Origin of the sequence: Acinetobacter sp. YH12045, from assembly GCF_013419925.1 — a bacterium.
In the GTDB taxonomy this organism is placed as follows: Bacteria; Pseudomonadota; Gammaproteobacteria; order Pseudomonadales; family Moraxellaceae; genus Acinetobacter; species Acinetobacter amyesii.
On sequence record NZ_VOZE01000010.1, the window covers coordinates 22,983 to 49,695 of the forward strand.

Genomic DNA, 26,713 nt, shown 5'->3' on the forward strand with positions numbered 1-26,713 from the left:
ACAAGATAGGGAAATAATAAAAAGTTAGGGCCATAGCGAACTATGGCCCGAATCATATTTAAATTAGAAGCGGTAACCGATTTTTAAACCGTATGCCCAAGCATCGTTATCTTCAAATTCACCAACAATACGGCTATCTTCACCAAATTGAGCAGCTGTTTGAGATTTTGCATCGCCGAGCATGAAGTATTTCACGCCACCAGCAATGAAGTAATTCGGTGCTGGACTAAATTGTAAACCTAAGCCGACATTCCAGTAACCTTCAGTAGGGCCAAGTGTTGATACAGGGTTACCAGCGCCTGAGTCCCAACCTACGGATACGTTACCAGCCCATTGTTCACTAAGTTTGCGACCAACACCAACTGTTGCAGAAATTTGGTCTTCAGAATATTCAACTAAGTTAAAGCCGTTCGGACGGTTAACTGCTGGTAATTGTCCAACTGCTTCAGACATTAAACCAAATTGGTATGGACGAATTGCGAAATTTGACCATTCAACCCAACGCACGTTTGCAAATGCAACGGTGTCAGCCATGATACCAGATTGGAAATCAAGGTTTACAGACTGAGGTGTAGTAATCGTCGAAGTGCCCTTAGCTCCAACTACATCTGCAGGGTTTTGACCAAGTAGCGTTAACGCGCCAGCAGTTGGAATTGTTTCGCGAATTGTCGTTTCATGGTCAATTTCAGAACGATATGTTAAAGAAGCTTTAAGTGCAATTTCTGGAATTTGGTAAGCAACACCTGCCAACCAACCAAGATCACCAGTTTCTTTAATGTTTGAGTCATAGCCATTAAAAATGCTATAGCCTTGACCACGTAGGCTTACGCTACCTTTAACTGTTTGATAAACAGGACCAGCATAGATGTTCCAATTTGGCGTAGGTTGGAAGCCAAAAACAAAAGCTAAGTTCTGAGTGTCTACAGAAACTTTTGTATTTCCTTGGCCTAGAGCAACACCTGCATTATCTAAACGTTGTTGTAATTGCTGTTGACCTTGAATAAATGCCCCAGCTTCAACTTGTGGACGTACTGCAGCAGCAGCTGTATCAACATTACCACCTGCTTGAGTGATAATACCTGTCACTGTTGCTTGTAAAGTAGCATTATAAGCTGGGTTAGTTGGAGACATACCTTGTTGTGCAAGCAAGCCTTGCGCTGCTAAACCTACAATTTGTGTACTTGTAAGTTGATTTAAAGTTTGAGTAACTTCATTTCGAACCATGCTGTCTAATAGTGGTTGAGGTAATACCGTGTCAGAAGCTTGTGAAACAAAAGCATTGTTACCTTTATATTCAGCAGCGGCACCAAATGGTTGGTCATATAGAAGACCGAATGAAAACTTATCAGTTAATTGTAGTTTTAATGCGGCTGAAGGGAAGTAATAATCATCAGCCATGTCTTCAATATTACGACGTGTAGCTGTTTCACCAGCTTCTTTACCAGATACTGTCGGGTCTAGAACTGAAATACCTGCTTCAAAATAATTTCCTGGTTGTAAGAATGCAGACATAGATTGGCCTGAACGGTCCATTGCTGCTGCAAAAGCACCTGTCATTGGAACTGAAGCAAGAATCATGGCTGTAGCTAAAGTTTTTAATTTCATTCTTCGTCATTCCTTGAGATACGAATTTGATTTTTATGGTTACTGCATATATTCGTTATGGAAAACTTTTTAATACTCTTGGGCTTAATTGTTACTCCATGTGACAAAAATAGCACAATTAAAATAAGAGTAAATGCTCTAGATTAAAAAATATGATTGAAAAACGAACTATTTAGAGTAAATATACTAATTAATACATATAACATTTTGATTATTATTTAATATTTTTAGTTACTGCATTATTTTCTAAACCTAAAAATAATTGAAAATATTTTGATATGGGCAGTCATAAATTGATTTTTTTGGCCTTATAGACCACGCCATGTGTCGTTTTTTGCATTGACAAATAGATGATTAGGGAATTTAAAAGAGCTATTCAATTCTTCTTAAAAAACAAACTCTCAAGAGTAATATCAGTAAAAACAAAGATTAAGTTAAAAAATTCAGAGATGAATTTTGAATTTGTAATTTAGATTTAAGAATTCTGAATTTAGTTTTATTGATAAATGTGAGTTGAAAAAATCAGAGAGGTGAGGTGTCCAAAAAATTGTGCGCTCTGCGGGACTCGAACCCACGTCGGTTGCTTAGGAGGCAACTGCTCTATCCAGTTAAGCTAAGAGCGCAAGACGGAGGCTAATGTACTCCTATTTTAGCTAAAAAAAAAGTTATTGCCGAAACAATAACTTTTTAAATTACTTAGTCTTTATGAACTTCATTGGGGTCAATGTCGCTCAAATCTTTAGGATTAAGATAGTTAAACATTAATAACATGACTGTAATCCAAACAGGGATCATCAGAACAGATTCCATAAAGCCCTGAGTCCACATAATAAATAGAACTAAAGCAATAAAGATCAGAACGATGTAGTTGCTGACTGGTGCCCAAAGTGCAGGATATGAGGTTTTAAAATTCAAAATACGTTTTGCACGACGGAACTGTAAGTGAGTCATGGTAATCATCGCCCAGTTCAGGACAAGCGCACCAACAACAACATACATTAAGTGACCAAGTGCATCTTCGGGTACGAAGTAGTTTAAGAGTACACAACCGAAAATCAGCACTGCAGAAAGTAATACTGCTGGAATTGGCACGCCACTTTTGTTGGTTTTTGCGAAAACTTTTGGTGCATTACCTTGCTTCGCCAAGCTGTAAAGCATACGGCTATTGGCATACATACCGCTGTTATAAACAGACAGTGCTGCAGTTAGGATAATGAAGTTCAGTAAATGTGCAGCCCAATCAATACCCAGTTGGCTAAAGATCATCACAAATGGGCTTTTGTCTAGACCACCTAGTTCAAGCTGATTCCATGGCACAAGTGATAATAGAATAGTCAAAGAACCCACGTAGAAAATCAAAATACGAAATACAACTTGGTTGATCGCTTTTGGAATAGTTTCTTTTGGATTTTCAGCTTCTGCTGCCGCCATACCAATCAGTTCAATACCGCCGAAGGCGAACATCAAGAAAGCCAGCATGAAGAATAAACCTTCAAAACCATTTGGGAAGAAGCCGCCCTGACTCCATAAGTTGGTAAATGATGCTGTTGAATTGGCATCTGCAGTCAGTAGCAAATACAAACCAAATACGATCATCGAAATAACCGCAGTGACTTTAATAATCGACAGCCAAAACTCAGATTCACCATAAAACTTCACATTACCTAAGTTTACTAAAGTAATGATCACGAAGAAGAACAGTACAGATGCCCACGCTGGAATATGAGGCCACCAGTAGTTGATGTATTTCGCAACAGCGGTGAGTTCTGTCATTGCCACTAAAATATAGAGAATCCAGTAGTTCCAACCTGTTAAGAAACCTGGAAATTTCCCCCAATATTTATATGCAAAATGGCTAAATGAACCTGCCACAGGTTCATGGACGATCATTTCACCCAACTGACGCATAATTAGAAAGGCGATCAGACCGCCAATGGCGTAGCCGAGAATAATGGATGGTCCAGCAGATTGAATCACATGCGCTGAGCCCAAGAATAAGCCTGTACCAATTGCACCACCCATGGCAATCAATTGAATATGACGATTCTTTAAGCCACGCTTGAGTTCGGAGGAATTGGTAGTCAAGTTACTCTTCCCGAGAATGGTTTAATTTTGGTAATTGTAATGTATAGAGAATGAATAGCCTAGTAGCTCAAAATTTATGAAAAATATTTATAGGTTTGATAACCTATTTTTGGTTTTAAATGCTGAATTAAAAATTTATGAATCAATAGATTAATTTTATTTTAATTGAAATTCTTATACTTGGCTTTATATGGAAAAGGTATCGAATGTTGTTTTTTTATACTTAAGTCATGTGATTGTTAAAACTTCAATTAAACATTGTATGATGCAAAAGCGCAGAAAAGAACGCTCTGCCAAAACACAATGATAAAGATTAAGGATTCAATAAAAATGAGTTTTGCTCCCCAAATTAAGATTCCAGCGACTTATATGCGTGGTGGTACTAGTAAAGGTGTATTTTTCAAGCTAGATGATTTACCGCTTGCAGCACAACAAGCTGGAAAAGTTCGCGACCAACTTTTATTGCGTGTGATTGGCAGTCCAGATCCTTATGGCAAACAAATTGATGGGATGGGGGGAGCGACTTCAAGTACAAGTAAAACCGTGATTTTGGCAAAAAGTTCACAGCCTGAGCATGATGTAGACTATCTATTTGGACAAGTGTCGATTGATAAAGCATTTGTTGACTGGAGTGGTAACTGCGGAAACTTAACGGCAGCGGTTGGTGCATTTGCCATTTCAAATGGTTTAGTTGAGGCATCACGTATTCCTGAAAATGGTTTGTGTACGGTTCGTATTTGGCAAGCCAATATTCAAAAAACCATTATTGCGCATGTACCTATTACTGATGGTGCAGTACAAGAAACCGGTGATTTTGAACTAGATGGTGTGACCTTCCCAGCAGCCGAAGTTCAAATTGAATTTTTAGACCCCGCAGATGATGGTGAAGATGGCGGCGCTATGTTCCCTACAGGGAATTTGGTCGATACCTTAACCGTACCCGATGAAGGTAGTTTCCCTGCAACATTTATTAATGCAGGTATTCCAACGATCTTCTTAAATGCAGAAGATATTGGTTATGTCGGCACTGAACTGCAAGATGCGATCAATGGTGATGCCAAGGCATTGGCCCGTTTTGAAAAAATCCGTGCTTATGGTGCGCAGCAAATGGGTTTGATTTCAGATATTGCTGAAGCAGAGCAACGTCAACATACACCAAAGATTGCATTTGTTTCAAAGCCGAAAGCCTATACGTCTTCGAGTTCTAAACAAATCACGGAACACGATACGGACTTATTGGTTCGTGCCTTATCGATGGGGAAACTGCATCATGCCATGATGGGCACAGCGGCAGTTGCCATTGGTACAGCTGCGGCGATACCGGGGACGCTTGTGAACTTAGCCGCGGGTGGTGGGGAGCGAGAAGCTGTGCGTTTTGGACATCCATCTGGGACGCTACGTGTAGGTGCGCAAGCAATTTATGAAAATGGTCAGTGGGTGGTTAAAAAAGCCGTGATGAGCCGAAGTGCGCGTGTCTTAATGGAAGGCTGGGTGCGTATTCCTGCGGATAGTTTAGATTAAGTATTTAACATCTTATTAGAAATCAGCCTCTGCTTTGCAGGGGCTTTTTTTTGCCTTTATCTTTTATATGAATAAGGAAATCATGAATTGGTATATATTTTTATATAATATGAACTGCATTTAATATTAGAAAGTTTCTGTGATTTATGACAGATTAATTTTGTTAGCATTTCGCGTAGCTTTACCCTGAAAAAAGTAGCGAAACCATGCTTAAAAAAGACTTAATAAAATCGGATCTACCTACTGAACAATTGGCTGTATTAGAAGCGTTGCCAATGCCTGCTGCGTTATTTTCTGCGACAGCTGAGCTGATATGCGCCAATCAAATATTTAAACATCGATTTCAGTCAGACTTACAAGAGATCGTATTAAATCACGTGTCTGTGATGCAGCAAAAAACCAAAGCCACAAGTTCTGAGTTTGATTTACGCTGTTTAGAGAACGACAGCATTGAACCCTTTATGTATAGTGAAAATGAACGGCATTATTGGTTCACGCTCAAACCTAAGTTTCAACAAAGTGGTGATTTGGAACATGTGTTGTTGTGCTGTGCGGACATTACAAATTTAAAGCAATTCGAATTATCGTTGTTGAAACATAACCAACAACTCGAACAACAAGTTTATTTTGATTATCTGACAGGGATAAAAAATCGACGAGGTTTTGATTTAGACCTTTCTCAGTGGCAAAAAAGCTTCGCGGTTGAACAAGCCAATGAAATTTGTTTGATGATGCTCGACTTAGACAATTTTAAGCAAATCAATGATATCTACGGTCATGCGTTTGGCGATGAAGTTTTAAGAAAATGTGCGCAGCTTTTAAGGGTGCAAATTAGTCAACACGCAGATGCACAAATATATCGCATGGGTGGGGAAGAGTTTGCAATGATTTTGCCACGCACGGCTATATCGACTGCATGTTTGATTGCACAACAGTGTTGTGAGCAAATCTATGCTTCTTCGATGAGTTATGCAGATAAAACTTTACAACTGAGTATCTCATGCGGAGTGGCCTTGTGGGATGGTACAGAGTCATTTTTTGAAACATTGGCACGTGCCGATCAGGCTTTGTATCAAGCCAAGAAAGGCTCGAAAAATTGTACTTGTTTTAATGATGGACAAAATGTGGCGCTATTTGAGGAAACGACATTTAAAAAACCATCAGACTGTGGGAAAAACACATAGATTTAGGCCGTAACATAGAGAAAGAACTGAGAAAGCAGTATGATGCAACAGGTCAAAATTGACAGAAAACATTGGCAGTCGATTTGCTAATGAACAAAGCAGTTAAATATTTAAAGTATTTGAGGTGAATGTGTCTTCTTTAACAGACGTTTCCACACATGCCCTGACAGAAGCGCAGCAGCGTATTCAGCAGGATTTACTGACAGCGCTTGATGCATTTTCAATTCCAGAACCCTTAAAAGGGGCGGTGTATCATGCTGTGATGTTGGGTGGAAAACGCGTTCGACCGGCACTTTGTTATGCAACAGCAGCGTTAAAACCCAATACCAATTTTGCAGCCGTACGCCGTGCTGCTGTGGCGATTGAATTTATTCATTGCTATTCATTGGCACACGATGATTTGCCGTGTATGGACAACGATTTACTCCGTCGTGGTCAACCAACCTGTCATGTGGCTTTTGGTGAAGATACGGCCTTACTTGCTGGCGATATTTTACAATCGATGGCATTTGAAGTTTTAGGTAGTCGTCTTTTTGATCAAAGCCCAGCCGTTGAAGCGCCAATCATCTTAAAGCAAATGCAAATTTTAGCGACTGCAACTTCAAAAATGGTCAATGGACAAGTCCTAGACTTACAAGCGGAAGGCAAGCATGTCAGTCAGGATGAACTAGAAAACATTCATCGAAATAAAACTGGTGCTTTAATTTCTGCTGCAATCATGATGGCGGCAGTGACGATATTTAATGGTACAGACCAAGCTATTCCTAAACTCCGCGAATTTGGTCTAGCGATTGGTTTAGCTTTTCAGGTGCAAGATGATATTTTAGATATTATTGCTGACACTGAAGCATTGGGTAAAACAGCAGGTAAAGATCAACAAGTGGATAAATCGACATATCCTGCGTTAATGGGTCTCGAGCAAGCGCAAGCTTATGCAGAAGAATTACATGCTCAAGCGCTTCAAGCTTTGGATTATTTTGCAGAAGATGCGGCAGAATTACACAAGATCACGCAGTTTTTATTAAAACGTCAAAGTTAATATGACGCAGTAAAAGACCTCAGCCCACACATGTAACATGTTGTGGGCTTTTTTATATTTTGTATATTTGGAACAGAAGTCAATAAACCATCTACGGAATAGCTAAATGGATGACATGATAAAAAAGAAAAAAGGACGCCTAGCGTCCTTTTTTGCAGATATTAAAACTTAGAAATTAAATTTAAGTGCTATTGATCTTAAATACTTTCTTTATAGATACGATCTGCTTCTTCAAATTTTTCAGTGACTTCAGCAGATGGTGCTTTGCCCATTAAGCTCACAATGATGATTGCAAGTAGTGAGCAGATGAAGCCCGGTATAATTTCATAAACGCCTGTATCGCCCCACAGGTTTTTCCATAGAATAACCATAACAGCACCAACCACCATACCTGCTAAGGCACCATGGAGTGTCATGCGTTTCCAGAACAATGACATGATAATCAGTGGGCCAAATGCAGCACCAAAGCCTGCCCATGCATATGCTACGAGACCAAGGACTTTAGAGTCAGGATTAGCCGCCATATAGATCGCTAGCAACGCAATCATTAACACCATGATACGGCCGACCCAAACCAATTCTTTTTGTGAAGCATTTTTACGTAAGAATGATTTATAAAAGTCTTCAGTTAAGGTACTTGAACAGACTAAAAGCTGACAGCTTAAGGTACTCATGATCGCAGCTAAAATCGCAGCCAATACGATACCTGCAACCCATGGGTTAAATAGAATTTTAGTCAATTCCATAAAGACCGTTTCAGGGTTTGCTGTAACGACACCTGCCAGTTCTGGATGCTGTTGGAAATAAGCAATACCGAAGAAGCCTGCTGCAACTGCGCCACCGAGGCAGAGCGTCATCCATGTCATACCAATACGGCGTGCATTGGGAATCGATTTAACAGAATCAGCTGCCATGAAGCGGACTAAGATATGCGGTTGACCAAAATAGCCTAAGCCCCATGCCAATAAAGACATGATTGCGACAAAACTTAAGTCAGCAAATACATTCATCGCTTGAGGGCGTGCCGCTTCCAGTGCCAGAGTGAACTGGCTTAAATCAGAGAATGACAACATGACCACGATAGGGGTAAGTAGCAAGGCAAAAATCATAAAGCCCGCTTGAATGGTATCGGTCCAACTGACAGCAAGGAAGCCACCAATAAACACATAGCTCACCGTTGCAATGGCACTGATCCAAAGCGCAGTGCTATACGACATACCAAACATACTTTCAAATAATCGAGCGCCTGCAACCATGCCTGAAGCACAGTAAATTGCGAAGAAAATCAAAATAATCACAGCTGACACGATACGTAAGATTTTCTTTTGATCGTTAAAACGATTTGAGAAATAGTCAGGTAGGGTCAAGGCATTATTTTGAACTTCGGTATGTACACGAAGACGACCTGCCACAAGTAGCCAGTTGAGCCAAGCACCGATGATCAGACCAATTGCAATCCACATTTCAGATAAACCTGAAAGGTAAATCGCCCCCGGAAGACCCATGAGCAACCAACCACTCATATCCGATGCACCTGCAGAAAGGGCAGTGACAAAGCTCCCTAATCGGCGGCCACCTAAAATGTAGTCAGAAAAGTTACTGGTCGCACGGTATGCAAGTAAACCGATCACGACCATGGCGACAATATAAAAGAGAAAGGTAATTAGGGTGGGATTCAGGGAGCTCATACGGTATCCGCTTTGGCGTTGGACAATTGCGTTTAATCAGGGGACTCAATGGGATTTGCCTAAGCCAAGTAGGTGAAATCGAACGATAAGTCCTAAAACGTCAAAAAAATAACGTGAAATTTAAACATAAATTCACAAACTTTGCCTTCTTTTTTGTTTTGGGCATAAAAATGGGCCGTATGTCACGACCCATTTTTATTAATGTGAAGATTTAGTTATTACGTCCCATCACACCACGAATGGTGTTGAGTACATCCGCAGGTAATACCACAGTTTTGGCATTATTAGATTTAGCCATATCTTGCATGGCTTTGACGTATTGTTCACCCAGTAAGTACGCAACTGGAATTTCTTTATCGCCGACGGCTGAACTCACCATTTCAATTGCACGCTGTGAAGATTCTGCCAGTACCACTTGAGCTTCTGCATCCCGACGAGAAGCTTCTAAACGACCATCCGCTTCCAAAATAGCCGCTTGTTTTTCACCGTCTGCCTTGGTCACTGTCGCACGACGTTGACGTTCAGCGGCCGCTTGCTCTTCCATCGCAGCTTGCATGGTATGAGAAGGTTTAATGTCTTGAATTTCTACAGTTTTAAGCGTAATACCCCAGTCAGAGATATCGTCAGAAATTGCGGCTTTAAGTTTAGCCTTAATATGATCACGCGATGAAAGTGCATCATCAAGGTCCATTTCTCCGACAATTGAACGTAAAGAGGTTTGAACTAAGTTTTGAATCGCCCATGTGTAGTTTTCAATACCGTAAACTGCTTTTTCAGGTGTGGTTAAATTGATATAAGCCACAGCATTCATCAGCAGTACCGCATTGTCACGTGTGATCACTTCCTGAGAGGGAATATCTAACACAATATCTTTGGTTGTGACTTTATAAGCCACTTCATCGACATAGGGAATCACAAAGTTCAGTCCCGGATTGAGCGTGGTATGGTATTTACCTAAACGCTGAACAATCCATTTATAACCTTGGGGAACAATACGGACACCTTTAAAAATGGTGACGGCTACAAAAACTAAGAGCGCTAAAAAAACAATAGAAACACCAGACATGTCATTTCTCACTTATTTATGGATTGTCAGTGGGGTGGTTGCTGTTGTGCAGTTGGACAACTAAATCATTGCCTAAAATATCGGTCACGCGAACACGGTCGCCGACTTGAAGTGCATCTTGGGTACGGCAATGCCATTCGTCTGAACCTAAAACAGGCATCGGGAAGCGAACTTTAACGCTGCCATGATTGAGCTGGGTTTGAATCACCATACCCACTTGGCCAATTGTCGCTTCACGCGACAGACCTGCTTTGGTTTTATCAATGGATAAAGGCTTAATAAATTTGAACCACAAAAATGTGCAAAGCACGGCAAAAATAATCCAAACCACAATTTGGACATTAAAGTCCATGGATGGAAAGATCCAATATAAGATCCCAACCAAAATTGCGGAAACGCCAAACCATAGCGCAGCAAAAGACGGCAAAATCAGTTCAAAAAGCATCAAAGCGACGCCCAATACAAACCAGTGCCAAGGTTCTAAAATAAATTCCATACATCTACTCTTATATAAGGGTGAATTGATATAGATGAACCAGTATCTATATCAATGTAGCAGATGTATAACTCAATGAATATAAAAAAAATCGTTGAATTATATTTTCGCTTTTGGTGCTGGTTTAAAGGCCGCAGGAGACTGTTTAAAGTTATCGATCGCCTTAATAATGCTATTCACTTTGAGCTGTGCGGCTTTTTCACCTTCTAAAATCGTCGCATTGCTCGACTTCAAATCGAGTGTGCCAATATGTCCCACTTTAGGTTGAATCACGAAATTGGCATTTTTCAGTTCTTCATTAATACTTTGTTGTCCCATGATGTTAATGGTTTGATCGAGTAAACCAAACATGCTTACGGCTTTGCTACCGTCAGGACGCGCAGAGATATCAACTGCAATCACAATATCTGCACCCATATCACGTGCGGTTTTGACTGGAATTGGGCTGACTAAGCCACCATCGACATATTTCACCCCTGCAATGGTCGCAGGTACAAATACATTCGGAATGCTGCACGATGCACGTACCGCTTGGCCTGCATTACCACGGTTAAATTCAGTTTTACTGCCATTATCCAAACGGGTGGCTACAGCAGCAAAGCGCTTTGGAAACTGTTCAATTGATTTATTGCCGACGTTTTTATTAACAAAGTCTTGCAGTTTTTGCCCTTGAATAATGCCTTGGCTATTTAAGGTTAAATCACGAATATCGGACTCTTTAAAGTTCAAGGCCAATTGCTGCATTTGATATGGTGTTTTACCGCTGGCGTACAAGCTACCGACAAAACTACCTGCACTGGTCCCAGTCACAATTTTAGGTTTAATACCGTGCGATTCAAGCACTTTAAGCACACCAATATGAGCAAAACCTTTGGCACCGCCACCACCGAGCGCAATCGCGATCACCGGTTCACGTGCTTTGGCAGGTGTAGGTGTCGTGGTTGCAGGCGTTTTGGTTGCAGAATCACAGCCAGTGAGTGCCAATACAAAGAGGCTAGTAATCAGGTATTGCAAAAGTTTCATGGGTGAAATCTGATGGTTAAATATACAAAGTGCACATCACATCAAAAAAATAGCCATTTGACTAGGGCTTTTTCCAGTGCTTTTGTAACGGCAATGCCAACCATTCGGGATTTTTCGGGGAAAATTTGCCATCATAAATCTTCAAAATTTTTTCGAGATCAGTTTCAAAATCTCCACTGGGTTCAAAAACACCCAAGCAATGAATGGTTTTCTTTGCATAATCAAAGCTAAACATCACAATAGGTATCTGTGCTTCATAGGCAATATAGTAAAAACCACTCCTGATTTTATCGGCTTTTTTTCGTGTTCCCTCAGGTGCCATTCCAATCCAAATTTGATCTGTCACTTGGACAATCTCAGCAATTTCACGCGTCAGTCCATGTGGATTTTCACGCTGTACAGGGATCACGCCGACCCAATCCAAAAGTGGTTTTAAGGGAGTATCGAAAAGGGTGTTTTTGCCAAAAATGGTTATTTTTATCCCGATTCCAAGCAAGGCGAGAAAGCCGTGCCATGCATCTATATTAGAAGTATGCGGAGAAATGATCGCTACAGCTTTGGCAAGGTTGGGAAATTCGCCGTCAAATTTCCATCCTTGTGCCAAAAAAAGTGTTTTAAATATTGCGCGGCTCAGGGGGGAGCCGCGTGATGGAACTTGATCGGGCAAAACTGGAAATAATTGAGTCTTTTGATTCATTGCATATTCTTATATAGGTGAAATCCATTTTTGATGTGATGCACATTTAAAAGTATGGCATCAGCATTGACCTTATCTTAGGTCGATGATTTTTTTAGATCATTGGCAAAATAGCCGTATTTTGACTACTCTAAATGTAACTTCAGCGCATTCAACATTTAGGAACTTATGATCCAGCTTCGTCAGCTCTATCTTTTACTGTTTTCCTTATATTGGGCGCAAGGGTTACCTGTCGGTTTTATGACGCATGCTTTACCAGTGATTTTAAGAGCGCAAGGTGTGTCTTTGGCACATATAGGTGGCTTTGGATTACTCATGCTGCCATGGTCGATCAAAGTTTTCTGGGCACCGTGGATTGATCGGCATGGTTCAAGGTCCAAAGGGCACTATCGGAGTTGGATTATTCCAATGCAGTTGTTGTCCGTGTTGGTCTTGGTCTTCCTGTCCTTTTTGCCGATCCAAAGCTTGAATGAACCAATGTATTTGCTGCTGTTTTTTGTGGCTTTACTCAGTATGAATTTGGTCGGTGCAACTCAAGATGTTGCAACGGATGGATTGGCTGTCAATATTTTAAAAACTGACCAACAGCACTGGGGCAATACCTTTCAGGTGATTGGTTCCAGACTCGGCTTTATTGTCGGTGGTGGCGCTGTACTTTGGGCTTTAGATTGGTTGGATTGGCAAGCCACCTTTCTGTTTTTAGCGGTATTGGTGTTCATCAATACCATTCCTATTTTTATGTATCGAGAACCTTTAAAGCTACCACTCAACATAAAATCTAGTCCAGAGAATGATAACAACCATAAACATACTTCAGGCTTGTTCTACGCTATTCGCCAATATTTGACTTATTTTACCCAAACCAAAACCCTCACACTGTGGCTCATGATCTTATTGAGTTTTAAGCTTGCAGATGGTCTAGCAGGTCCTTTACTTAAGCCGCTGATGGTCGATTTAGGATTGAGTTTTAGTGAAATTGGTCTGTATGTCACCATGTTAGGTGCGGTGGCTGCTTTAATTGGGGCGGGGCTTGCTGGTCTTAGCTTGAAGTATATTTCTCGGGCGCAAGCCTTGGTTTTCTATTCGGTATTGAAAATATTCAGTTTATTGGCCTATGCATGGCTGGCTTTGCAGTTCGAGGCAAAACGGCCCGTCCATGAATGGCTGATCTATGGGATCAATGCTGCCGAAGACATGATTTCAGCCATGCTGCTTGTGATCATGCTGACTTTGGTGATGCAATATAGTCGTAAAGCATTTGCAGCAACGGACTTTACATTTCAGGTTGCCATTATGGCTACGGTGAGTGGGGGGCTGTATAGCATCAGTGGCATAGTGGCCGATCAGTTGGGTTATAGCACTTATTTATTTTGGATCACAGGTTTGGCTGCATTGAGCTTAGTCCCGATTCTATTTTTGGGAAAAGCATCAAAAAATGACCAAAATCACTTCTAAATCATGATTTTGGTTGTTTTTTATCAGCTAAAGCACTAAAAGAGCAATGCAAATATTATTTTAATAATTTTGTAATATGTTTCCCGTGTGTAATATCTGTTACAAAATAATTTAAGGAAAATTTTTGATGAAAACTAAGTTAGCAGCGGCTATCGCATTGAGCCTTTTGGCTGGCTCAACCTTTGCAGCACCAACCTTCTACGGTGAAATTGATGCGTCTGTTGATTATTTATCTGAAGATAATAAAACGGGTGTTTCAGACAAAGATGTCGTTGAAATCAGTTCAAACAGTTCTTTCTTGGGTTTAAAGGGCGATGAAAAACTGACTGACCGTTTAAGCGCAGTTTATGCAATTGAATGGGCATTTAACTCAGACGGCGAAGGCGATGACTGGTCTAAGCGTAACCGCTTCGTTGGTTTGAAAGATGCGAAACTTGGTACATTGAAAGTCGGTGCACACGATACACCATTAAAACAATTGTCTAGTCCGGTTGATACATTCAACAATTACGTGGGTAACCGTGCTGATGTTGCAGGCATCATGACGGGTGAAAACCGTGTAGATAACGTTGTTGTCTATGAATCACCAGCTTTTAAAATTGCTGAAGGTGCAATTAAAGTTAATGCATTGCTTGCAACAGGTGAGTCTTCAGGAATCAAGAGTGATAAAGGTGTAGTAAAAACTGCAGGTCGTGGTCTTGGCGATGCTTGGTCGGCGTCTGTTGTCTATGACAGCCCTGTTGTTGTTGCAGGTTTAGCCTATGACAAAGCCATTCCATCGAACTTTGGTGGTGTAGGGATCTTAAATGCTGAAAGTCCTGAAGTTGCGGGTACAAAAGCATTTGCTGCTGCAAATACCGTTCGTGCGATTGGTCGTGTAAATCTTGAGGGTGGTTTGGCGCTCAAAGCACTGTATCAAACATCAGAGGTTGAGGCTGCTAAAGGTAATGATGTTGCAGCAGCAAATATTGATGATGCTCAAGGTTGGTTAGTCGGTGCAGAATATAATCTACCCTCTGCAAAAGCTTGGACTGTAAAAGCACAATATAGTCAAAATACCACGACTTATAAAGAGGGTGATGATTACGAAGCTCAGCAATTCATTGCAGGTGCGGATTATGCATTTAGCAAACAAGTGAAAGCTTATGGTTATGCAGGTTACTTAGCACTTGAAAAAGGTTCGAATGAAAGTGAACAACCTGTTCTAGGTACAGGTCTAGAATTTAAATTCTAAAACTTTGATTTAAGTTGTTCAAAAGGCGATGTTTTACATCGCCTTTTTTGATTTTTCTTGCTTGGTTTTGATCAGTTTTAAGTGATTTTTAAGTTTGAATTTTTAGATTAGGGCATCAAAGATCAATAATTGATGCCAATATGCTTCAGGTCATAGCTAAAATACAGCAAAAAATTCCAAGACTTAGTTTAAGTCAATTTAACCTCGTGCTTGCCTTATGGCTTGGGGTGGTTTTGAACCTCGCGTTTTATCAGCAAATCCAGCAGCTCACACCTTATACGGGGCTGAAGGCCGGACTATTTTTAGCGGCAACCGTACTGGTGGTAGTGGCACTTTATAATGTGCTGATGCAACTACTGCAATGGCGATGGAATTCAAAACTTTTGGCGAGTGTTTTGCTGATCATTGGTGGCTTGAGTGCTTATTTCGTCAATAGTTTAGGCGTGACCATTACATCTGACCAAGTGCAGAACATGATGCAAACAGATGTAAAGGAAGTGCAGGATTTAATCTCGCCACAATTTTTTATCTGGGTCTTTGGACTGGTTATTTTGCCAGTGCTATTGATCTGGCTTTTGCCACTGCATAAAGAAGCCCTAAGCACGGTCGTAGCCAAAAAGGGTCTACATATAGTGCTATCGCTCATCCTTTTGGGTGCTTTGCTGTTTGTTTATTTTGTTGATTATGCAGCGATCTTTCGTGAGCATCGTGACTTAAAAGGCATGCTCTCACCACAAAACAGTATCGCTTCGACATTTTCCTATTATCACAAAAAAGCACCGAAACAGAATTTGCCATTGTTGATCTATGGTGAAGATGCACATATGGTTGAAAACGTAAGCGCCAAAAGCTTACCAAAATTGATGGTCTTAGTGGTTGGTGAAACTGCGCGCGCGGAAAGTTTTTCACTCAATGGCTATGCTAAAAATACCAATCCTGAACTCAGTCAGCAAAATATTATCAATTTTAGCCAAGTCAGTTCATGTGGCACCGCAACCGCTGTGTCTGTTCCTTGTATGTTCTCGGGTATGCCGAGAACCGAATATGATGAACAGCTTGCAAGTCATCGCGAAGGTTTACTCGATATTGCACAGCGTGCAGGCTATAAGGTGACGTGGCTAGATAATAATTCAGGCTGTAAGGGCACATGCACACGTGTTGAAAAATATGAATTTCCTGAAGCATTGAAGAAAAAGTGGTGTGATGCCGATGGCGAATGTCATGATGAAATCTTAGTGGATGGTTTGAAGGCATATTTGGCTTCGATCCCCAAAGCAGATCCGACTCCCCGTTTAATTGTATTACACCAAATGGGCAGTCATGGCCCTGCTTATTTCAAACGAAGTACCGCAGCGTTTCAAAAATTTAAGCCAACCTGTAATAGCAATGCCATACAGGGATGTAGCTCGACAGAATTAATAAATAGTTATGACAACAGTATTATCTATACCGACCATGTGCTGAGTGAATTGATTAACACCTTAAAAGTGACTAACAACTATCAAACAGGACTGTGGTATTTGTCCGATCATGGCGAGTCGACAGGTGAACATGGCTTATATTTACACGGTTCTCCATATGCAATTGCACCGTCACAGCAAACGCATGTGCCGATGTTGATGTGGTTTTCACCGGCGTGGCAAAAAAATAATTCAGCGCAATACACTTGTTTAATGGCACAAAAAAGCCAAAAATTAAGTCAGGATAATCTATTTCCATCGCTATTGAGTTTGCTCGATGTGCAGACTCAAGTGATTGATGAAAAAAACAATATGTTGCAACAATGTACTTCAGTACAGCGCAGGACTTAAGCCATGCACAAAATACTTATTATTGAAGATGATTTCATGATTGCCGAATCGACTAAAACCTTGTTGAACTATCAACAGTTTGAAGTCGAGTGGGTGAATAATGGTATCGATGGCTTAAAGCTCATAATGCAAGGGGGGATTGATATCGTCTTACTAGATCTGGGTTTGCCGATGATGGATGGTATGCAAGTCCTGAAACAAATTCGTCAAATGCAGTCTAAATTGCCAGTGTTAATCATCTCGGCACGTGATCAATTACAAAATCGTGTAGATGGTTTAAACCATGGGGCAGATGACTATCTGATCAAGCCTTATGAGTTTGATGAATTACTTGCACGGATTCATGCACTCCTTCGACGCACAGGGCTGAGTTCAGTCGAAGCACCACAGAAAATTTTAAAACATGGTGAATTGATTTTAGATATTGAGCAGCATCTTGCACGCTATAAGGGTCAATATGTCGATTTATCTAACCGTGAATGGGCCATATTGATACCACTGGTGACGCATCCGAATAAGATTTTTTCGAAAGCTAATTTAGAAGATAAGCTTTATGATTTTGATAGTGATATCAGCAGTAATACTATTGAAGTGTATGTGCATCATCTCAGAACAAAATTAGACAAAGATTTTATTCGCACCATTCGTGGTTTAGGTTATCGACTCGGTTAAGGCAAAGGAATTATCGACCATGCAGCAGCCTTATTCTCTGAAAAAGAGACTAATTATTTATGTGTCTGTTTTCAGTATGCTTTTGGGCTGTCTTTTGGTGTTTTCAGCTTATCGAATTGCACTTGAAGAAATTAATGAAATTTTAGATGCGCAAATGCAAAATTTGGCGGAACGTGTTGCAGAGCATGATCCGCAGCCCATTCGCAGCGAATTTGATCAACATAAGCATTATCATGAAGAAGATTTATTTGTCGATGTATGGACCTATCAATCCAATGCGCATCAAACCCATCAATTAAAATTATTGGTCGCGCCTCAGCCCAAAGCCGGTTTTTATACCCACAGTACCCAACAGGATGAGTGGCATACCTATATTTTGCCACTCGCAGATCGGCAAATTCAGGTCAGTCAGCAAGAATCGGTTCGACAGCATCTTGCAGCAGAATTGGCCAGTAGCATGTTTATTCCCTATTTGGTTTTTATACCTTTTGCATTAATCGCTTTGGGATGGTTGATTCAACGCAGTTTAAATCCACTGGAAAAATTTAAAAAAGAACTGGCAAAACGGGATGCCTTTGAACTTTCTCCAATCTCTCAAATGCCTTATCCAGAGGAAATTGCGCCGACTATTATTGAAATGAACCAGTTGTTTGAACGAATTTCGTTGTCGCAGCAGGAACAGCGCCAGTTTATTGCTGACGCAGCGCATGAGTTACGGACCCCGATTACCGCACTGAATTTGCAAATGCAGATTTTGCTACAAAAATTTCCACAAGATGACGCTCTACAAAATTTGAGTAAAGGTTTAATTCGTATTCAGCATTTGGTGAGTCAATTATTGAGTTTGGCAAAACAAGACGCCTCGGTCTTTGAACTTGAGCGCAAACAACATTTTGATCTTAAGCAAGTCGCAACCAATTGCGTGGAGCAACTGGTACATTTGGCTATGCAAAAAGATATTGACCTTGGCATGGAGCAACAACAAAGCATTGCCTTATATAGTCTTGAGCCAACCGTACATTCAATCATTTTTAATTTGATTGATAATGCCATTAAATATACCCCTGCACAGGGCATGATTAATGTCTCCGTCTTTGAACATGCGGGGCAGGCGGTTGTACAGGTTGAAGATAGTGGGCCTGGCATCGACCCAGCTTTATATGAGCAAATTCGAAAACGCTTTTATCGAATTTATAATCATGAAGAAATTGGAAGTGGTTTAGGCTTGGCGATCGTGGATAAGGCCGCTGCGCATATTGGTGCACGTTTAGATTTTGCGAAAAGTGAAACGCTGGGTGGGTTGAAAGTAACGATTCAGATTCCGCTAAGACCTTTAAACTCCTAATTATTTTAATTTACTCCTTGCGAATAAAGCCTATATCCATTCAAAGTGTTTATAGGCAGTTTTGATTTTTTCTGTGGGTAGATAACGATAGCCAAATGTATAAATGACTGTGTTAAAGGCCCAAATAAACCATGCTGTCCATAGATTATGACTGAGAAAATGTGCACCCCGCATCATTTGCGCCCAGCCAAAAGCAAAGCCTAAAATCAGCCCAGCACATAAAAAGAAGTAAGCACGGGCAGGTCGATGTATTCGATAAACAAAATATCCCGTAATTAAGGCAAAACCAGTCGCAGCATGGCCACCGGGGAAGCAGTGTCCTTGGCGTGCTGAAAAATCCCAAGAAAAGCCTTGGGCTGTGGCGACGGTCATATTCCAAGGGCAGGCATGTGCAGATTGTGATTTGAGTAAACCAATAATTGCCGTGCTGAGTAGAGCCACCACGATAAAATAGCCAAATTCAAACTTACGTGCTTTCAGATGCGGATATTTAAAACTGCATATCCACGCTGCGATATAGAGAACATAAACGCCTATAACGATATTCTTGATATAGCGATGGTTCAGCACAGCAAGTGCCCAATCATTACGATGAGGAAAACCACCATGTAGGTCGACCCAAGGCTGAATAAAAGCTTGGTCGAGCGAACCACCGACGGGAAAAACATAAAGGAGGCCAACCAAGCTGAGTGTGAGCAGCAGGGCTTGTCGTAATAAAAAGGAACGGTTCGAGAGCATAAGTCGTGTGATGTGCTGAAATTATTTTGTTTGAATACTGCTATTTGAAACCACAAAACTTAAATCAGACTTAATCGGCTATTTGAACTGTATTGATATCGATAGTGAAGAAGGTGCATAAAGCAAAACGGGCATTGTGTTAAAGTTTTTGAAAACTCAGTAATAAAGATTTATGAGCATACGTGCAGTCCTTTTTGATTTAGATAATACTTTGACTCACCGAGATCACAGCGTTCAGGCCTATACGCAGTATTTAGCCGAGTCTTATCAGTCGACGCTGGTGGAGGTAGACCTTGTACAGATTAAACGTATTATTAATCGTATAGATAATGGGGGATATCCGAAAAAAGAACTCCTTACTCATCCGAGTATTGGGGCATCTGTCGCTTATGCCCTACAAACGGAGCTGGATTGGATACATCAACCCGATTTTGATGAGCTGACACAATTTTGGTTTCAGCACTTTGGTCAGTTCGCCGTGGCGATGCCGGGAGCATTGAGCTTGCTGCAGCAACTAAAACAGCAGCAGTATAAACTGGCGGTGGTGTCGAATGGTGGATATGCCACACGCCTGAATATTTTGAATGGACTAGGTTTTGCATCGTATTTTGATCAGATCATCAGCTCGGAAAGTGCAGGCATTAGTAAGCCCAAAGTTGAAATATTTCAGTACAGTTGTCGTGAGTTGGGCGTGACGGAAACCGAGTGTTTATTTATTGGTGATCATCCTGTCAATGATATTTATGGTGCGAGCCAAGCAGGGATGTCTGCCGTATTGCTTGAAGGCTTTCATACTTTAAGTGCTGAACAACAGCACAGCATTCCGAATAAAATTCAGCATTTGGATCAGGTCTTAGATTTTCTAAAATAAGATGATTTAAACTCAAGCTTTAAGCGAAGTTCAGGGTAAAAAAAAGCGGCATAAATGCCGCTTTAGATTGTGTTGTTTAGAACATGTTTTCTTCAGAGTTTGCCGAAATACGGTGAATACTTAAGTCTGCACCACGGAATTCTTCTTCTTGATCTAGGCGAATGCCCATCGTTACTTTGAGTAGACCATAAACGATGAATCCACCTGCCAATGCAATCAAGATTGCGAGTAGCGTACCGATACATTGAGAGATCATTGAAATACCGCCTAAACCGCCCAACCATTTTTGTCCAAATACACCCACTGCAATACCACCGAAAGCACCACAAACACCGTGTAGTGGCCATACGCCAAGTACATCATCGACTTTGAGTTTGTTTTGAGTGTATGTAAATAGTTTGACAAAGATCAGACCTGCGATAGCGCCGATAATTAACGCACCGACAGGATGAACTACATCTGAGCCTGCACAGATTGCAACCAAACCTGCTAAGGGACCGTTATGTAAGAAACCGGGGTCATTTTTACCCATAAAGTTTGCTGCAAGCGTGCCGCCCACCATTGCCATGAGAGAGTTAATTGCAACCAGTCCTGAAATGGCATCCAAACGTTGCGCACTCATCACGTTAAAGCCAAACCAGCCAACGATTAAAATCCAAGAACCTAAGGCAAGGAATGGAATACTTGAAGGGGGGTGAGCGCTGATACGACCGTCTTTTTTATAGCGTCCATGACGTGCGCCAAGTAAAAGTATTGCAGCTAAAGCGATCCAACCGCCCATCGCATGTACCACGACCGAACCTGCAAAGTCATGAAAGGCTGCGCCAAATGTGCGTTCTAACCATGCTTGTAATCCAAAATTACCATTCCATGCCATGCCTTCAAAAAATGGATAGACCAAAGCGACCAATAATAATGTGGCAATCGCTTGAGTCCGCATTTTTGCACGTTCAGCAATACCACCTGAAATAATCGCTGGAATGGCTGCGGCAAAAGTTAGCAGGAAGAAACAACGCATTAAGTTGTAGCCATGATCGGCTGCTAAAGTGTCCCCAATATGAAAAAAGTGCTGACCATAAGAGATGTAATAACCCACAAAAAAGTATGCAATTGCGGAAATAGAAAAGTCAGTCAAAATTTTACTCAGCGCATTGACCTGATTTTTATGTCGTACTGTACCCAATTCTAAAAATGCAAAGCCAGCATGCATGGCAAGAACCAAGACTGCACCAAGAAGGAGAAAGAGGAGATCTATATTTTGCATAAGGTGTTCCAGTTTAGTGCGCTAGTTCACGAAAAGAAGTTCAGTATATCGAGCGGAATAATTTCGAAAAGAGGAGTGAGAGAGGGAAATTTTGATTAAAAAAACTAAAAAATGTAGAAGACTCGATATAAAGCAAAGACTTGCTTGAGTATGATAATAATGCACTAAAATAGTGCAATGATGATTTGCAATGACAAAATTAAATGAATGATTATTAAGTGAAAAACTATGTTTTTTGAATCTGTTTAAAAAATGAAAAACAAATAGCGCCATTTCTGAGTTAATTCAGGGCAGTCCATTATTTTGTATTTTTATCTGATTGATAGATGTTAGTGCGAGAATGAAACTGAAAATTTCCTCATGATACATTTTTGGGAGTCTTTCTGAGCATCTTGTGGTCATTAAACGTTGAAAGCTGGATGTCTCACCTGAACTGAAATAATGCACAGATATTAACCAATTAAATCTCTGCTGCTGCACTTTTAGATGGCGAATAAAACATTCAAGGGTGGGTCTGTGGTGATGGTCGTTGGATCTGACTGTATTTTGATGACGTATTTAATTGAAGCGGTACAGAATTTTAAAGTTTTAGCCTTGAATGCTTAAGCTAAACGCTGTGTATTAATCGCTTCAGCCCAGTCACAACATCCGCAGCGCGGGCAGGCATCCTGAGCACCGTGAATGTACATGGTTTTGCCACAGTGCGTACAGGCATACAGATGATGCATTTTGATATCGCGAACCGCTTTATAGGGTTTTGGAAATAGTGGCAGTCCATAACGCACTTGTTCAGGTGGATAAAACAAAATACTAAATTTGCCATCACTTTCTAATAAGCCAACTCGAACTTGTCCAAGATGCTCAACATTTTGCTGACGCATTTCAGAGAAGAATTCATCATGTGACATTTTACCTTGTTTAATTTTTTCTAAGACCAATTCACCATCTTCCACAATGTAGAGGGCTTTGCCTTCAATTAAATCTTCAAAGGGTTGGTATTTCATCATTAGCCAAGTGATTACGCGGTATAAACCAATCACCACCGTCATCACAATGAGAGCTTGTAAGAGGGGGAGTTCCTCCTCAAACATCGGGTCGCCTGCAATAGAACCCAAAGCAAGGAGTATCGCAACTTCAAAGATGGATAACTGACGCACCCCGCGTTTGCCCGTTAGGCGTAAGAATACGATGATTAAAACGAACATAATGACGCTACGCAAAATCACTTCGGCAGCAAAAGTCCATGTGGTGTCATGGATGAAAATTTGAGTGATATCCATGTCTCATCCTTTTTAATCGTTATGTGTTTTAACTTAGCAAAGCGCTGGGCGATAAAGCAGCTCAATTGTGTTAATTTTTAAGCACTATTCGAAAAAGGATTTCATGCTAAAGGTATTGTATGCATGAGATATTTGATGAAAAAAAAGTGCTTTAAAATAGCCATAAAAAAAGCACCGACGACTCGATGCTTTTGATGTGGTCTGGCAATTTTTAAAGATGTTCAGTTATTTAATATGTTCTGCAATATCCGTAAAGATTACACCTAAACCATGTGCGCCAGCATCTGGATAGCCAAGACTACGGTCGCCTACAGTTCCCGCACGTCCCATACGCGCTACGATCTCTTTGGTATTTTCAGCGCCTTGAACCGCCGCTTTTGCACCAAGGACAAAGTTTTCTTTAAAGGATTTATCGGTATGGGCAGACCATGAATCTGCACATGGCACTAAGGCATCAATCAGGGTTTTATCACCCACCACTGCGCCACGTCCAAATGAACGTTCACCTGTAGTTTGAATGCCTTTGACTGCTGCTTGCAGCATCTCTGCGAAATCAGTGACAGTTAAAACTGATTTGCCTTGAATTGATTTCGCTGCCGCACGGAATGCTGAACCCCAGATTGGGCCAGACGCGCCACCACAATGTTCCATAATGATCATTGAGCAGTTCAGCATGAATTCATCCATCTGCTGCGCTTGAATTAGACTTTGCCATTCACGTTTTAATTGCTTAAAGCCTTTCGCCACGCTCATACCGAAGTCGCCATCACCTGCATGCGCGTCCAGCTCACAGAATAGCACTTCATTTCTAATGATACAGGCAGACATCACATCCACCACATAACGCATGTTTTCGATGGTGAATTGTTCATTGCTAATCACCGCATGTTCAGGCTGTGTTTCAACTTGGGTATTTACCACAGCTTCGGTGGCAGAATCTTTGGACACAAAAGTTAAAGGCTGTGCTGCTGAAACATCCATTTTAAATGCAGGGGTATTGGCTGCTGCATCGAGGTAGGTTTTCAATTCATCATCGACAGCAAGCAAGGACACAGATGCACCATTCATGTCGATACTGGTCATATAGTTGCCGACAAATGTGCGGTAAATTTTGATGCCTTTACGTGCAAGGTGTTCGCATACATCATGGTTAAAGACATACAACTCTTGCAGCGGTGTGCTACCAAAGCCATTGACCAAGACTGCAACTTCTTTCATGTCTGGGCGGTCAAGGAACAGGTCATCCACGATGCGCTGTGCCATTTTTTTGGATGGCAAGATTTTTTCACGACGGATGCCGGGTTCACCGTGAATGCCGACGCCATATTCCATTTCGTCATCAGCCAAAGTAAACGTTGGCGTGCCTTTGGCTGGAACAGTACATGAGCTATAAGCAAAACCAAGGCTAATGACGTTGTCCGCAGCTTTTTGAGCAATCGCTTTTACGTCTGCAAGTTCTAAGCCTTTTGATGCTGCTGCGCCTGCAATCTTATGTACAAATACTGTGCCTGCAACACCACGACGACCGACTGTATATAGGCTGTCTTTAACCGCAATGTCATCTGCCACTTTTACATAGTCAACTTTAATGCCGTCTTCAGTTGCAAGGGCTGCGCCATTCTGGAAATTCATCATATCGCCAGAATAGTTTTTGATGATCATCAGCACGCCTTTGTCAGTTGCGACTTGCTGTAAGGCTTTATAGACCTGAATTTGCGAAGGAGATGCAAACACATCGCCACATACGGCAGCGTCTAACATGCCTGTACCGACAAAACCTGCATGGGCAGGTTCGTGACCGCTACCACCGCCACTGATCAATGCCACGTTGTTGTGTTTTTCTTTACGTGAAATGATTTTGTGTGACTCGTTAAATGAGAGTTCAGGATGCGCAAGAACAAAGCCTTTGCACATTTCAATTACGATGTTTTCTGCACCGTTCATGAGTTTTTTCATGGATGTACCAATCTGTATTTATAGGGGAGAATGTAAAAAGTTTATTATTATCGAAAAACATAATGTTTGCTGACATAAAAGTGTAAAAAAGCAATTTTTTGATTAAAGGTTGAGTTTTTATATTGAATGACATTCTAAAAATAAAGACTTGCAACATCAGACAGGGAAAATCTCAAATTTACAAAGCGCTTAAATAATTTGTTTAAAAGTGGTCTAAAGTTTTGCAGATCAGCAATCTTAATGGTGCTATAAAGAAAAGGAATCCTTAAATCTGAATAAAAGGATATCAGTTGTGAAAACCATTTAATTTTTTGATTTATAAATATATATGGGCAAAATGCTAAGAATAAAAAATAAAATAAGTGAAAATTTTAAGTCTTTGAAATTTCATTTATTTGAGACAGACGATGTATTCATTTACTGGCCAGATTTTAATAAGGGCATACTTTTACTTGTATTTGCGCTGCTGATCTTGCTTGGGCATTTGGGTTGGTATGTGGTGAATTACGAGTCTGCAAACCAAATTTGGTTTAGTCAGAGCTATCATGATGAGCGTATTTTTACCACATGGTGTCAGATATTTTTAACCGCCTTTGTACTTTTACTTGCTTTAGCATTTAAGCAAAATGCGAAGTTCCGTCATGTTATGGGCTGGTTTATTCCACTATTTTTTGGGCTACTGCTGCTGTATTCAGCCAAAAGTGTTGGCCTTTATAGCCCTGCATCTATGGGCGGAATTTTGAATATTTTGCTGATTGGTTTTGTATTTTATAAACCCAAAGTCATTTATAGCATTATGGTGATTGTGACTTTGGTTTTTGGGGCGATGTGTTATTTCACCGCCATTGGTTCATTGGCTTATGCGCCTTTATTTAGTGATCAGCTAAATCAAAGTGATTTGTACAGCAATAGTTTTTGGCTTAAAAGTATGTTGATCCTTTACTCACCGATATTAATTACTTCAGCATTATTTTTTGAAATATTGCTGCGTCAGTGGCGTAATCGAGATCAGAAGATTGAAATTTTGAGCCGAATTGATGGTTTAACGGGAGTATATAACCGTCGTTATTTATCTGAATTTGTGAATAAAAGACATCAAAAGAATTTCCAAAAATATTCGATGATTCTTTTGGATTTAGATCATTTTAAAAAAATTAATGATAGTTATGGGCATGAAGCGGGTGACTTAGTATTGCGCCAAGTTGCCCATGTGCTCAGACATGCAGTCCGTGAGCAAGATAAGGTTGGCCGTTTTGGCGGGGAGGAATTTTCCTTGGTACTTGCCGATCAGGACTTGTCAAAGGCTTTAGAAATTGCGGAACGCTGCCGTCAGGCTATTGAAGCATTGGAGATCACTCTGCCAAATCAAAGTGTTTTGAAAGTAACTGCGAGTTTTGGTGTTGCTACTGCGCAAGACGGTATGAGCATGGATGAAGTGACGCGTTTGGCGGATCAGGCTCTATATAAATCGAAAGAAAATGGGCGGAATCAGGTGCAGTTTGCTGTATTAGCATGATTAATTGACCTCTCCCTAACCCTCTCCTAAAAGGAGAGGGAATATCCATTATTAAATATATGATGGGGTTGAATTCGTAATGAATGCTCCCTCTCCCCGTGGGAGAGGGCTGGGGTGAGAGTGATTTGTAAAAAATGAATTTTTGACTTAATTTGTCTTTATAAATT

At 40.8% G+C, this 26,713-nt stretch carries 21 protein-coding genes and 1 tRNA gene; 10 read left to right on the forward strand and 12 right to left on the reverse strand.

Features of this window, described 5'->3' with window-relative positions; all coding sequences use genetic code 11:
* Positions 1 to 63 precede the first annotated feature (63 nt).
* From FTU02_RS12515 to FTU02_RS12525, 3 genes are all read right to left on the reverse strand, one after another.
* On the reverse strand, positions 64 to 1,605 hold the full coding sequence (locus FTU02_RS12515; protein WP_180077302.1) for an outer membrane protein transport protein: 1,542 nt from the start codon (positions 1,603 to 1,605) through the stop codon (positions 64 to 66).
* A 550-nt stretch (positions 1,606 to 2,155) separates the two neighbouring features.
* Positions 2,156 to 2,228 (reverse strand) — tRNA-Arg (locus FTU02_RS12520).
* 73 nt (positions 2,229 to 2,301) lie between these two features.
* On the reverse strand, positions 2,302 to 3,690 hold the full coding sequence (locus FTU02_RS12525; RefSeq protein ID WP_111885597.1) for an amino acid permease: 1,389 nt from the start codon (positions 3,688 to 3,690) through the stop codon (positions 2,302 to 2,304).
* Between the two features lie 330 nt (positions 3,691 to 4,020).
* Between FTU02_RS12525 and prpF the strand changes: the two genes are divergently transcribed.
* The 3 genes from prpF to FTU02_RS12540 all read left to right on the forward strand — a co-directional run bounded on the left by prpF (position 4,021) and on the right by FTU02_RS12540 (position 7,434).
* Positions 4,021 to 5,211 (forward strand): 2-methylaconitate cis-trans isomerase PrpF, encoded by a 1,191-nt coding sequence (prpF, locus tag FTU02_RS12530; RefSeq protein WP_180157382.1) that lies wholly within the window; start codon positions 4,021 to 4,023, stop codon positions 5,209 to 5,211.
* Between the two features lie 206 nt (positions 5,212 to 5,417).
* Entirely contained in the window at positions 5,418 to 6,395 is a 978-nt protein-coding gene (locus FTU02_RS12535; protein ID WP_180157385.1) for a GGDEF domain-containing protein, read from the forward strand.
* A gap of 130 nt (positions 6,396 to 6,525) precedes the next feature.
* Positions 6,526 to 7,434 (forward strand): polyprenyl synthetase family protein, encoded by a 909-nt coding sequence (locus FTU02_RS12540; protein ID WP_180157387.1) that lies wholly within the window; start codon positions 6,526 to 6,528, stop codon positions 7,432 to 7,434.
* Between the two features lie 197 nt (positions 7,435 to 7,631).
* On the opposite strand, the gene putP is transcribed toward FTU02_RS12540, so the two are convergent.
* The 5 genes from putP to FTU02_RS12565 form a co-directional block, all read right to left on the reverse strand.
* Positions 7,632 to 9,122, reverse strand: coding sequence for a sodium/proline symporter PutP (gene putP, locus FTU02_RS12545; protein ID WP_180157389.1), 1,491 nt, complete (start codon positions 9,120 to 9,122; stop codon positions 7,632 to 7,634).
* 211 nt (positions 9,123 to 9,333) lie between these two features.
* Positions 9,334 to 10,188 (reverse strand): SPFH domain-containing protein, encoded by an 855-nt coding sequence (locus tag FTU02_RS12550; protein ID WP_078189969.1) that lies wholly within the window; start codon positions 10,186 to 10,188, stop codon positions 9,334 to 9,336.
* Between the two features lie 16 nt (positions 10,189 to 10,204).
* Positions 10,205 to 10,684 carry an NfeD family protein gene (locus FTU02_RS12555; RefSeq protein WP_180157390.1) on the reverse strand — a complete coding sequence of 160 codons (480 nt, stop codon included), beginning with the start codon at positions 10,682 to 10,684 and terminating at the stop codon, positions 10,205 to 10,207.
* A gap of 99 nt (positions 10,685 to 10,783) precedes the next feature.
* Positions 10,784 to 11,707 carry a patatin-like phospholipase family protein gene (locus tag FTU02_RS12560; RefSeq protein WP_180157392.1) on the reverse strand — a complete coding sequence of 308 codons (924 nt, stop codon included), beginning with the start codon at positions 11,705 to 11,707 and terminating at the stop codon, positions 10,784 to 10,786.
* 61 nt (positions 11,708 to 11,768) lie between these two features.
* Positions 11,769 to 12,404 carry a 1-acyl-sn-glycerol-3-phosphate acyltransferase gene (locus FTU02_RS12565; RefSeq protein WP_180157394.1) on the reverse strand — a complete coding sequence of 212 codons (636 nt, stop codon included), beginning with the start codon at positions 12,402 to 12,404 and terminating at the stop codon, positions 11,769 to 11,771.
* Between the two features lie 168 nt (positions 12,405 to 12,572).
* Between FTU02_RS12565 and FTU02_RS12570 the strand changes: the two genes are divergently transcribed.
* From FTU02_RS12570 to FTU02_RS12590, 5 genes are all read left to right on the forward strand, one after another.
* Positions 12,573 to 13,859, forward strand: a complete 1,287-nt coding sequence (locus tag FTU02_RS12570) for an MFS transporter (RefSeq protein WP_180157396.1) — start codon at positions 12,573 to 12,575, stop codon at positions 13,857 to 13,859.
* Between the two features lie 127 nt (positions 13,860 to 13,986).
* Complete coding sequence (locus FTU02_RS12575; RefSeq protein WP_180157398.1) at positions 13,987 to 15,093, forward strand: porin; 1,107 nt, start codon at positions 13,987 to 13,989, stop codon at positions 15,091 to 15,093.
* A 140-nt stretch (positions 15,094 to 15,233) separates the two neighbouring features.
* A complete protein-coding gene (locus FTU02_RS12580) occupies positions 15,234 to 16,904 on the forward strand; it encodes a phosphoethanolamine transferase (protein ID WP_180157400.1) in 1,671 nt (556 codons plus the stop codon).
* A 3-nt stretch (positions 16,905 to 16,907) separates the two neighbouring features.
* Entirely contained in the window at positions 16,908 to 17,576 is a 669-nt protein-coding gene (locus FTU02_RS12585) for a response regulator transcription factor (RefSeq protein ID WP_180157402.1), read from the forward strand.
* A 19-nt stretch (positions 17,577 to 17,595) separates the two neighbouring features.
* Positions 17,596 to 18,921 carry an ATP-binding protein gene (locus FTU02_RS12590; RefSeq protein WP_078193039.1) on the forward strand — a complete coding sequence of 442 codons (1,326 nt, stop codon included), beginning with the start codon at positions 17,596 to 17,598 and terminating at the stop codon, positions 18,919 to 18,921.
* Between the two features lie 30 nt (positions 18,922 to 18,951).
* Here FTU02_RS12590 and FTU02_RS12595 read toward each other — a convergent pair whose 3' ends face one another.
* Complete coding sequence (locus FTU02_RS12595) at positions 18,952 to 19,659, reverse strand: phosphatase PAP2 family protein (RefSeq protein WP_180157406.1); 708 nt, start codon at positions 19,657 to 19,659, stop codon at positions 18,952 to 18,954.
* Positions 19,660 to 19,831: 172 nt separating this feature from the next.
* Between FTU02_RS12595 and FTU02_RS12600 the strand changes: the two genes are divergently transcribed.
* Entirely contained in the window at positions 19,832 to 20,530 is a 699-nt protein-coding gene (locus tag FTU02_RS12600; RefSeq protein WP_180157408.1) for an HAD family hydrolase, read from the forward strand.
* 76 nt (positions 20,531 to 20,606) lie between these two features.
* Here FTU02_RS12600 and FTU02_RS12605 read toward each other — a convergent pair whose 3' ends face one another.
* The 3 genes from FTU02_RS12605 to dhaK form a co-directional block, all read right to left on the reverse strand.
* Positions 20,607 to 21,794 carry an ammonium transporter gene (locus tag FTU02_RS12605; RefSeq protein ID WP_180157410.1) on the reverse strand — a complete coding sequence of 396 codons (1,188 nt, stop codon included), beginning with the start codon at positions 21,792 to 21,794 and terminating at the stop codon, positions 20,607 to 20,609.
* Between the two features lie 602 nt (positions 21,795 to 22,396).
* Positions 22,397 to 23,074, reverse strand: coding sequence for a DUF421 domain-containing protein (locus FTU02_RS12610; protein WP_180157412.1), 678 nt, complete (start codon positions 23,072 to 23,074; stop codon positions 22,397 to 22,399).
* A 225-nt stretch (positions 23,075 to 23,299) separates the two neighbouring features.
* Positions 23,300 to 25,030 carry a dihydroxyacetone kinase subunit DhaK gene (dhaK, locus tag FTU02_RS12615; protein ID WP_180157414.1) on the reverse strand — a complete coding sequence of 577 codons (1,731 nt, stop codon included), beginning with the start codon at positions 25,028 to 25,030 and terminating at the stop codon, positions 23,300 to 23,302.
* Between the two features lie 379 nt (positions 25,031 to 25,409).
* Between dhaK and FTU02_RS12620 the strand changes: the two genes are divergently transcribed.
* Complete coding sequence (locus FTU02_RS12620) at positions 25,410 to 26,546, forward strand: GGDEF domain-containing protein (protein ID WP_162689735.1); 1,137 nt, start codon at positions 25,410 to 25,412, stop codon at positions 26,544 to 26,546.
* Positions 26,547 to 26,713 lie beyond the last annotated feature (167 nt).

Bases quoted from the DNA above. Each gene is read 5' to 3' on its own strand.
- FTU02_RS12515 (WP_180077302.1), bottom strand. From the start codon at position 1,605: ATGAAATTAAAAACTTTAGCTACAGCCATGATTCTTGCTTCAGTTCCA.
- prpF (WP_180157382.1), top strand. From the start codon at position 4,021: ATGAGTTTTGCTCCCCAAATTAAGATTCCAGCGACTTATATGCGTGGT.
- FTU02_RS12535 (WP_180157385.1), top strand. From the start codon at position 5,418: ATGCTTAAAAAAGACTTAATAAAATCGGATCTACCTACTGAACAATTG.
- putP (WP_180157389.1), bottom strand. From the start codon at position 9,122: ATGAGCTCCCTGAATCCCACCCTAATTACCTTTCTCTTTTATATTGTC.
- FTU02_RS12550 (WP_078189969.1), bottom strand. From the start codon at position 10,188: ATGTCTGGTGTTTCTATTGTTTTTTTAGCGCTCTTAGTTTTTGTAGCC.
- FTU02_RS12555 (WP_180157390.1), bottom strand. From the start codon at position 10,684: ATGGAATTTATTTTAGAACCTTGGCACTGGTTTGTATTGGGCGTCGCT.
- FTU02_RS12560 (WP_180157392.1), bottom strand. From the start codon at position 11,707: ATGAAACTTTTGCAATACCTGATTACTAGCCTCTTTGTATTGGCACTC.
- FTU02_RS12565 (WP_180157394.1), bottom strand. From the start codon at position 12,404: ATGAATCAAAAGACTCAATTATTTCCAGTTTTGCCCGATCAAGTTCCA.
- FTU02_RS12570 (WP_180157396.1), top strand. From the start codon at position 12,573: ATGATCCAGCTTCGTCAGCTCTATCTTTTACTGTTTTCCTTATATTGG.
- FTU02_RS12575 (WP_180157398.1), top strand. From the start codon at position 13,987: ATGAAAACTAAGTTAGCAGCGGCTATCGCATTGAGCCTTTTGGCTGGC.
- FTU02_RS12580 (WP_180157400.1), top strand. From the start codon at position 15,234: ATGCTTCAGGTCATAGCTAAAATACAGCAAAAAATTCCAAGACTTAGT.
- FTU02_RS12585 (WP_180157402.1), top strand. From the start codon at position 16,908: ATGCACAAAATACTTATTATTGAAGATGATTTCATGATTGCCGAATCG.
- FTU02_RS12590 (WP_078193039.1), top strand. From the start codon at position 17,596: ATGCAGCAGCCTTATTCTCTGAAAAAGAGACTAATTATTTATGTGTCT.
- FTU02_RS12595 (WP_180157406.1), bottom strand. From the start codon at position 19,659: ATGCTCTCGAACCGTTCCTTTTTATTACGACAAGCCCTGCTGCTCACA.
- FTU02_RS12600 (WP_180157408.1), top strand. From the start codon at position 19,832: ATGAGCATACGTGCAGTCCTTTTTGATTTAGATAATACTTTGACTCAC.
- FTU02_RS12605 (WP_180157410.1), bottom strand. From the start codon at position 21,794: ATGCAAAATATAGATCTCCTCTTTCTCCTTCTTGGTGCAGTCTTGGTT.
- FTU02_RS12610 (WP_180157412.1), bottom strand. From the start codon at position 23,074: ATGGATATCACTCAAATTTTCATCCATGACACCACATGGACTTTTGCT.
- dhaK (WP_180157414.1), bottom strand. From the start codon at position 25,030: ATGAAAAAACTCATGAACGGTGCAGAAAACATCGTAATTGAAATGTGC.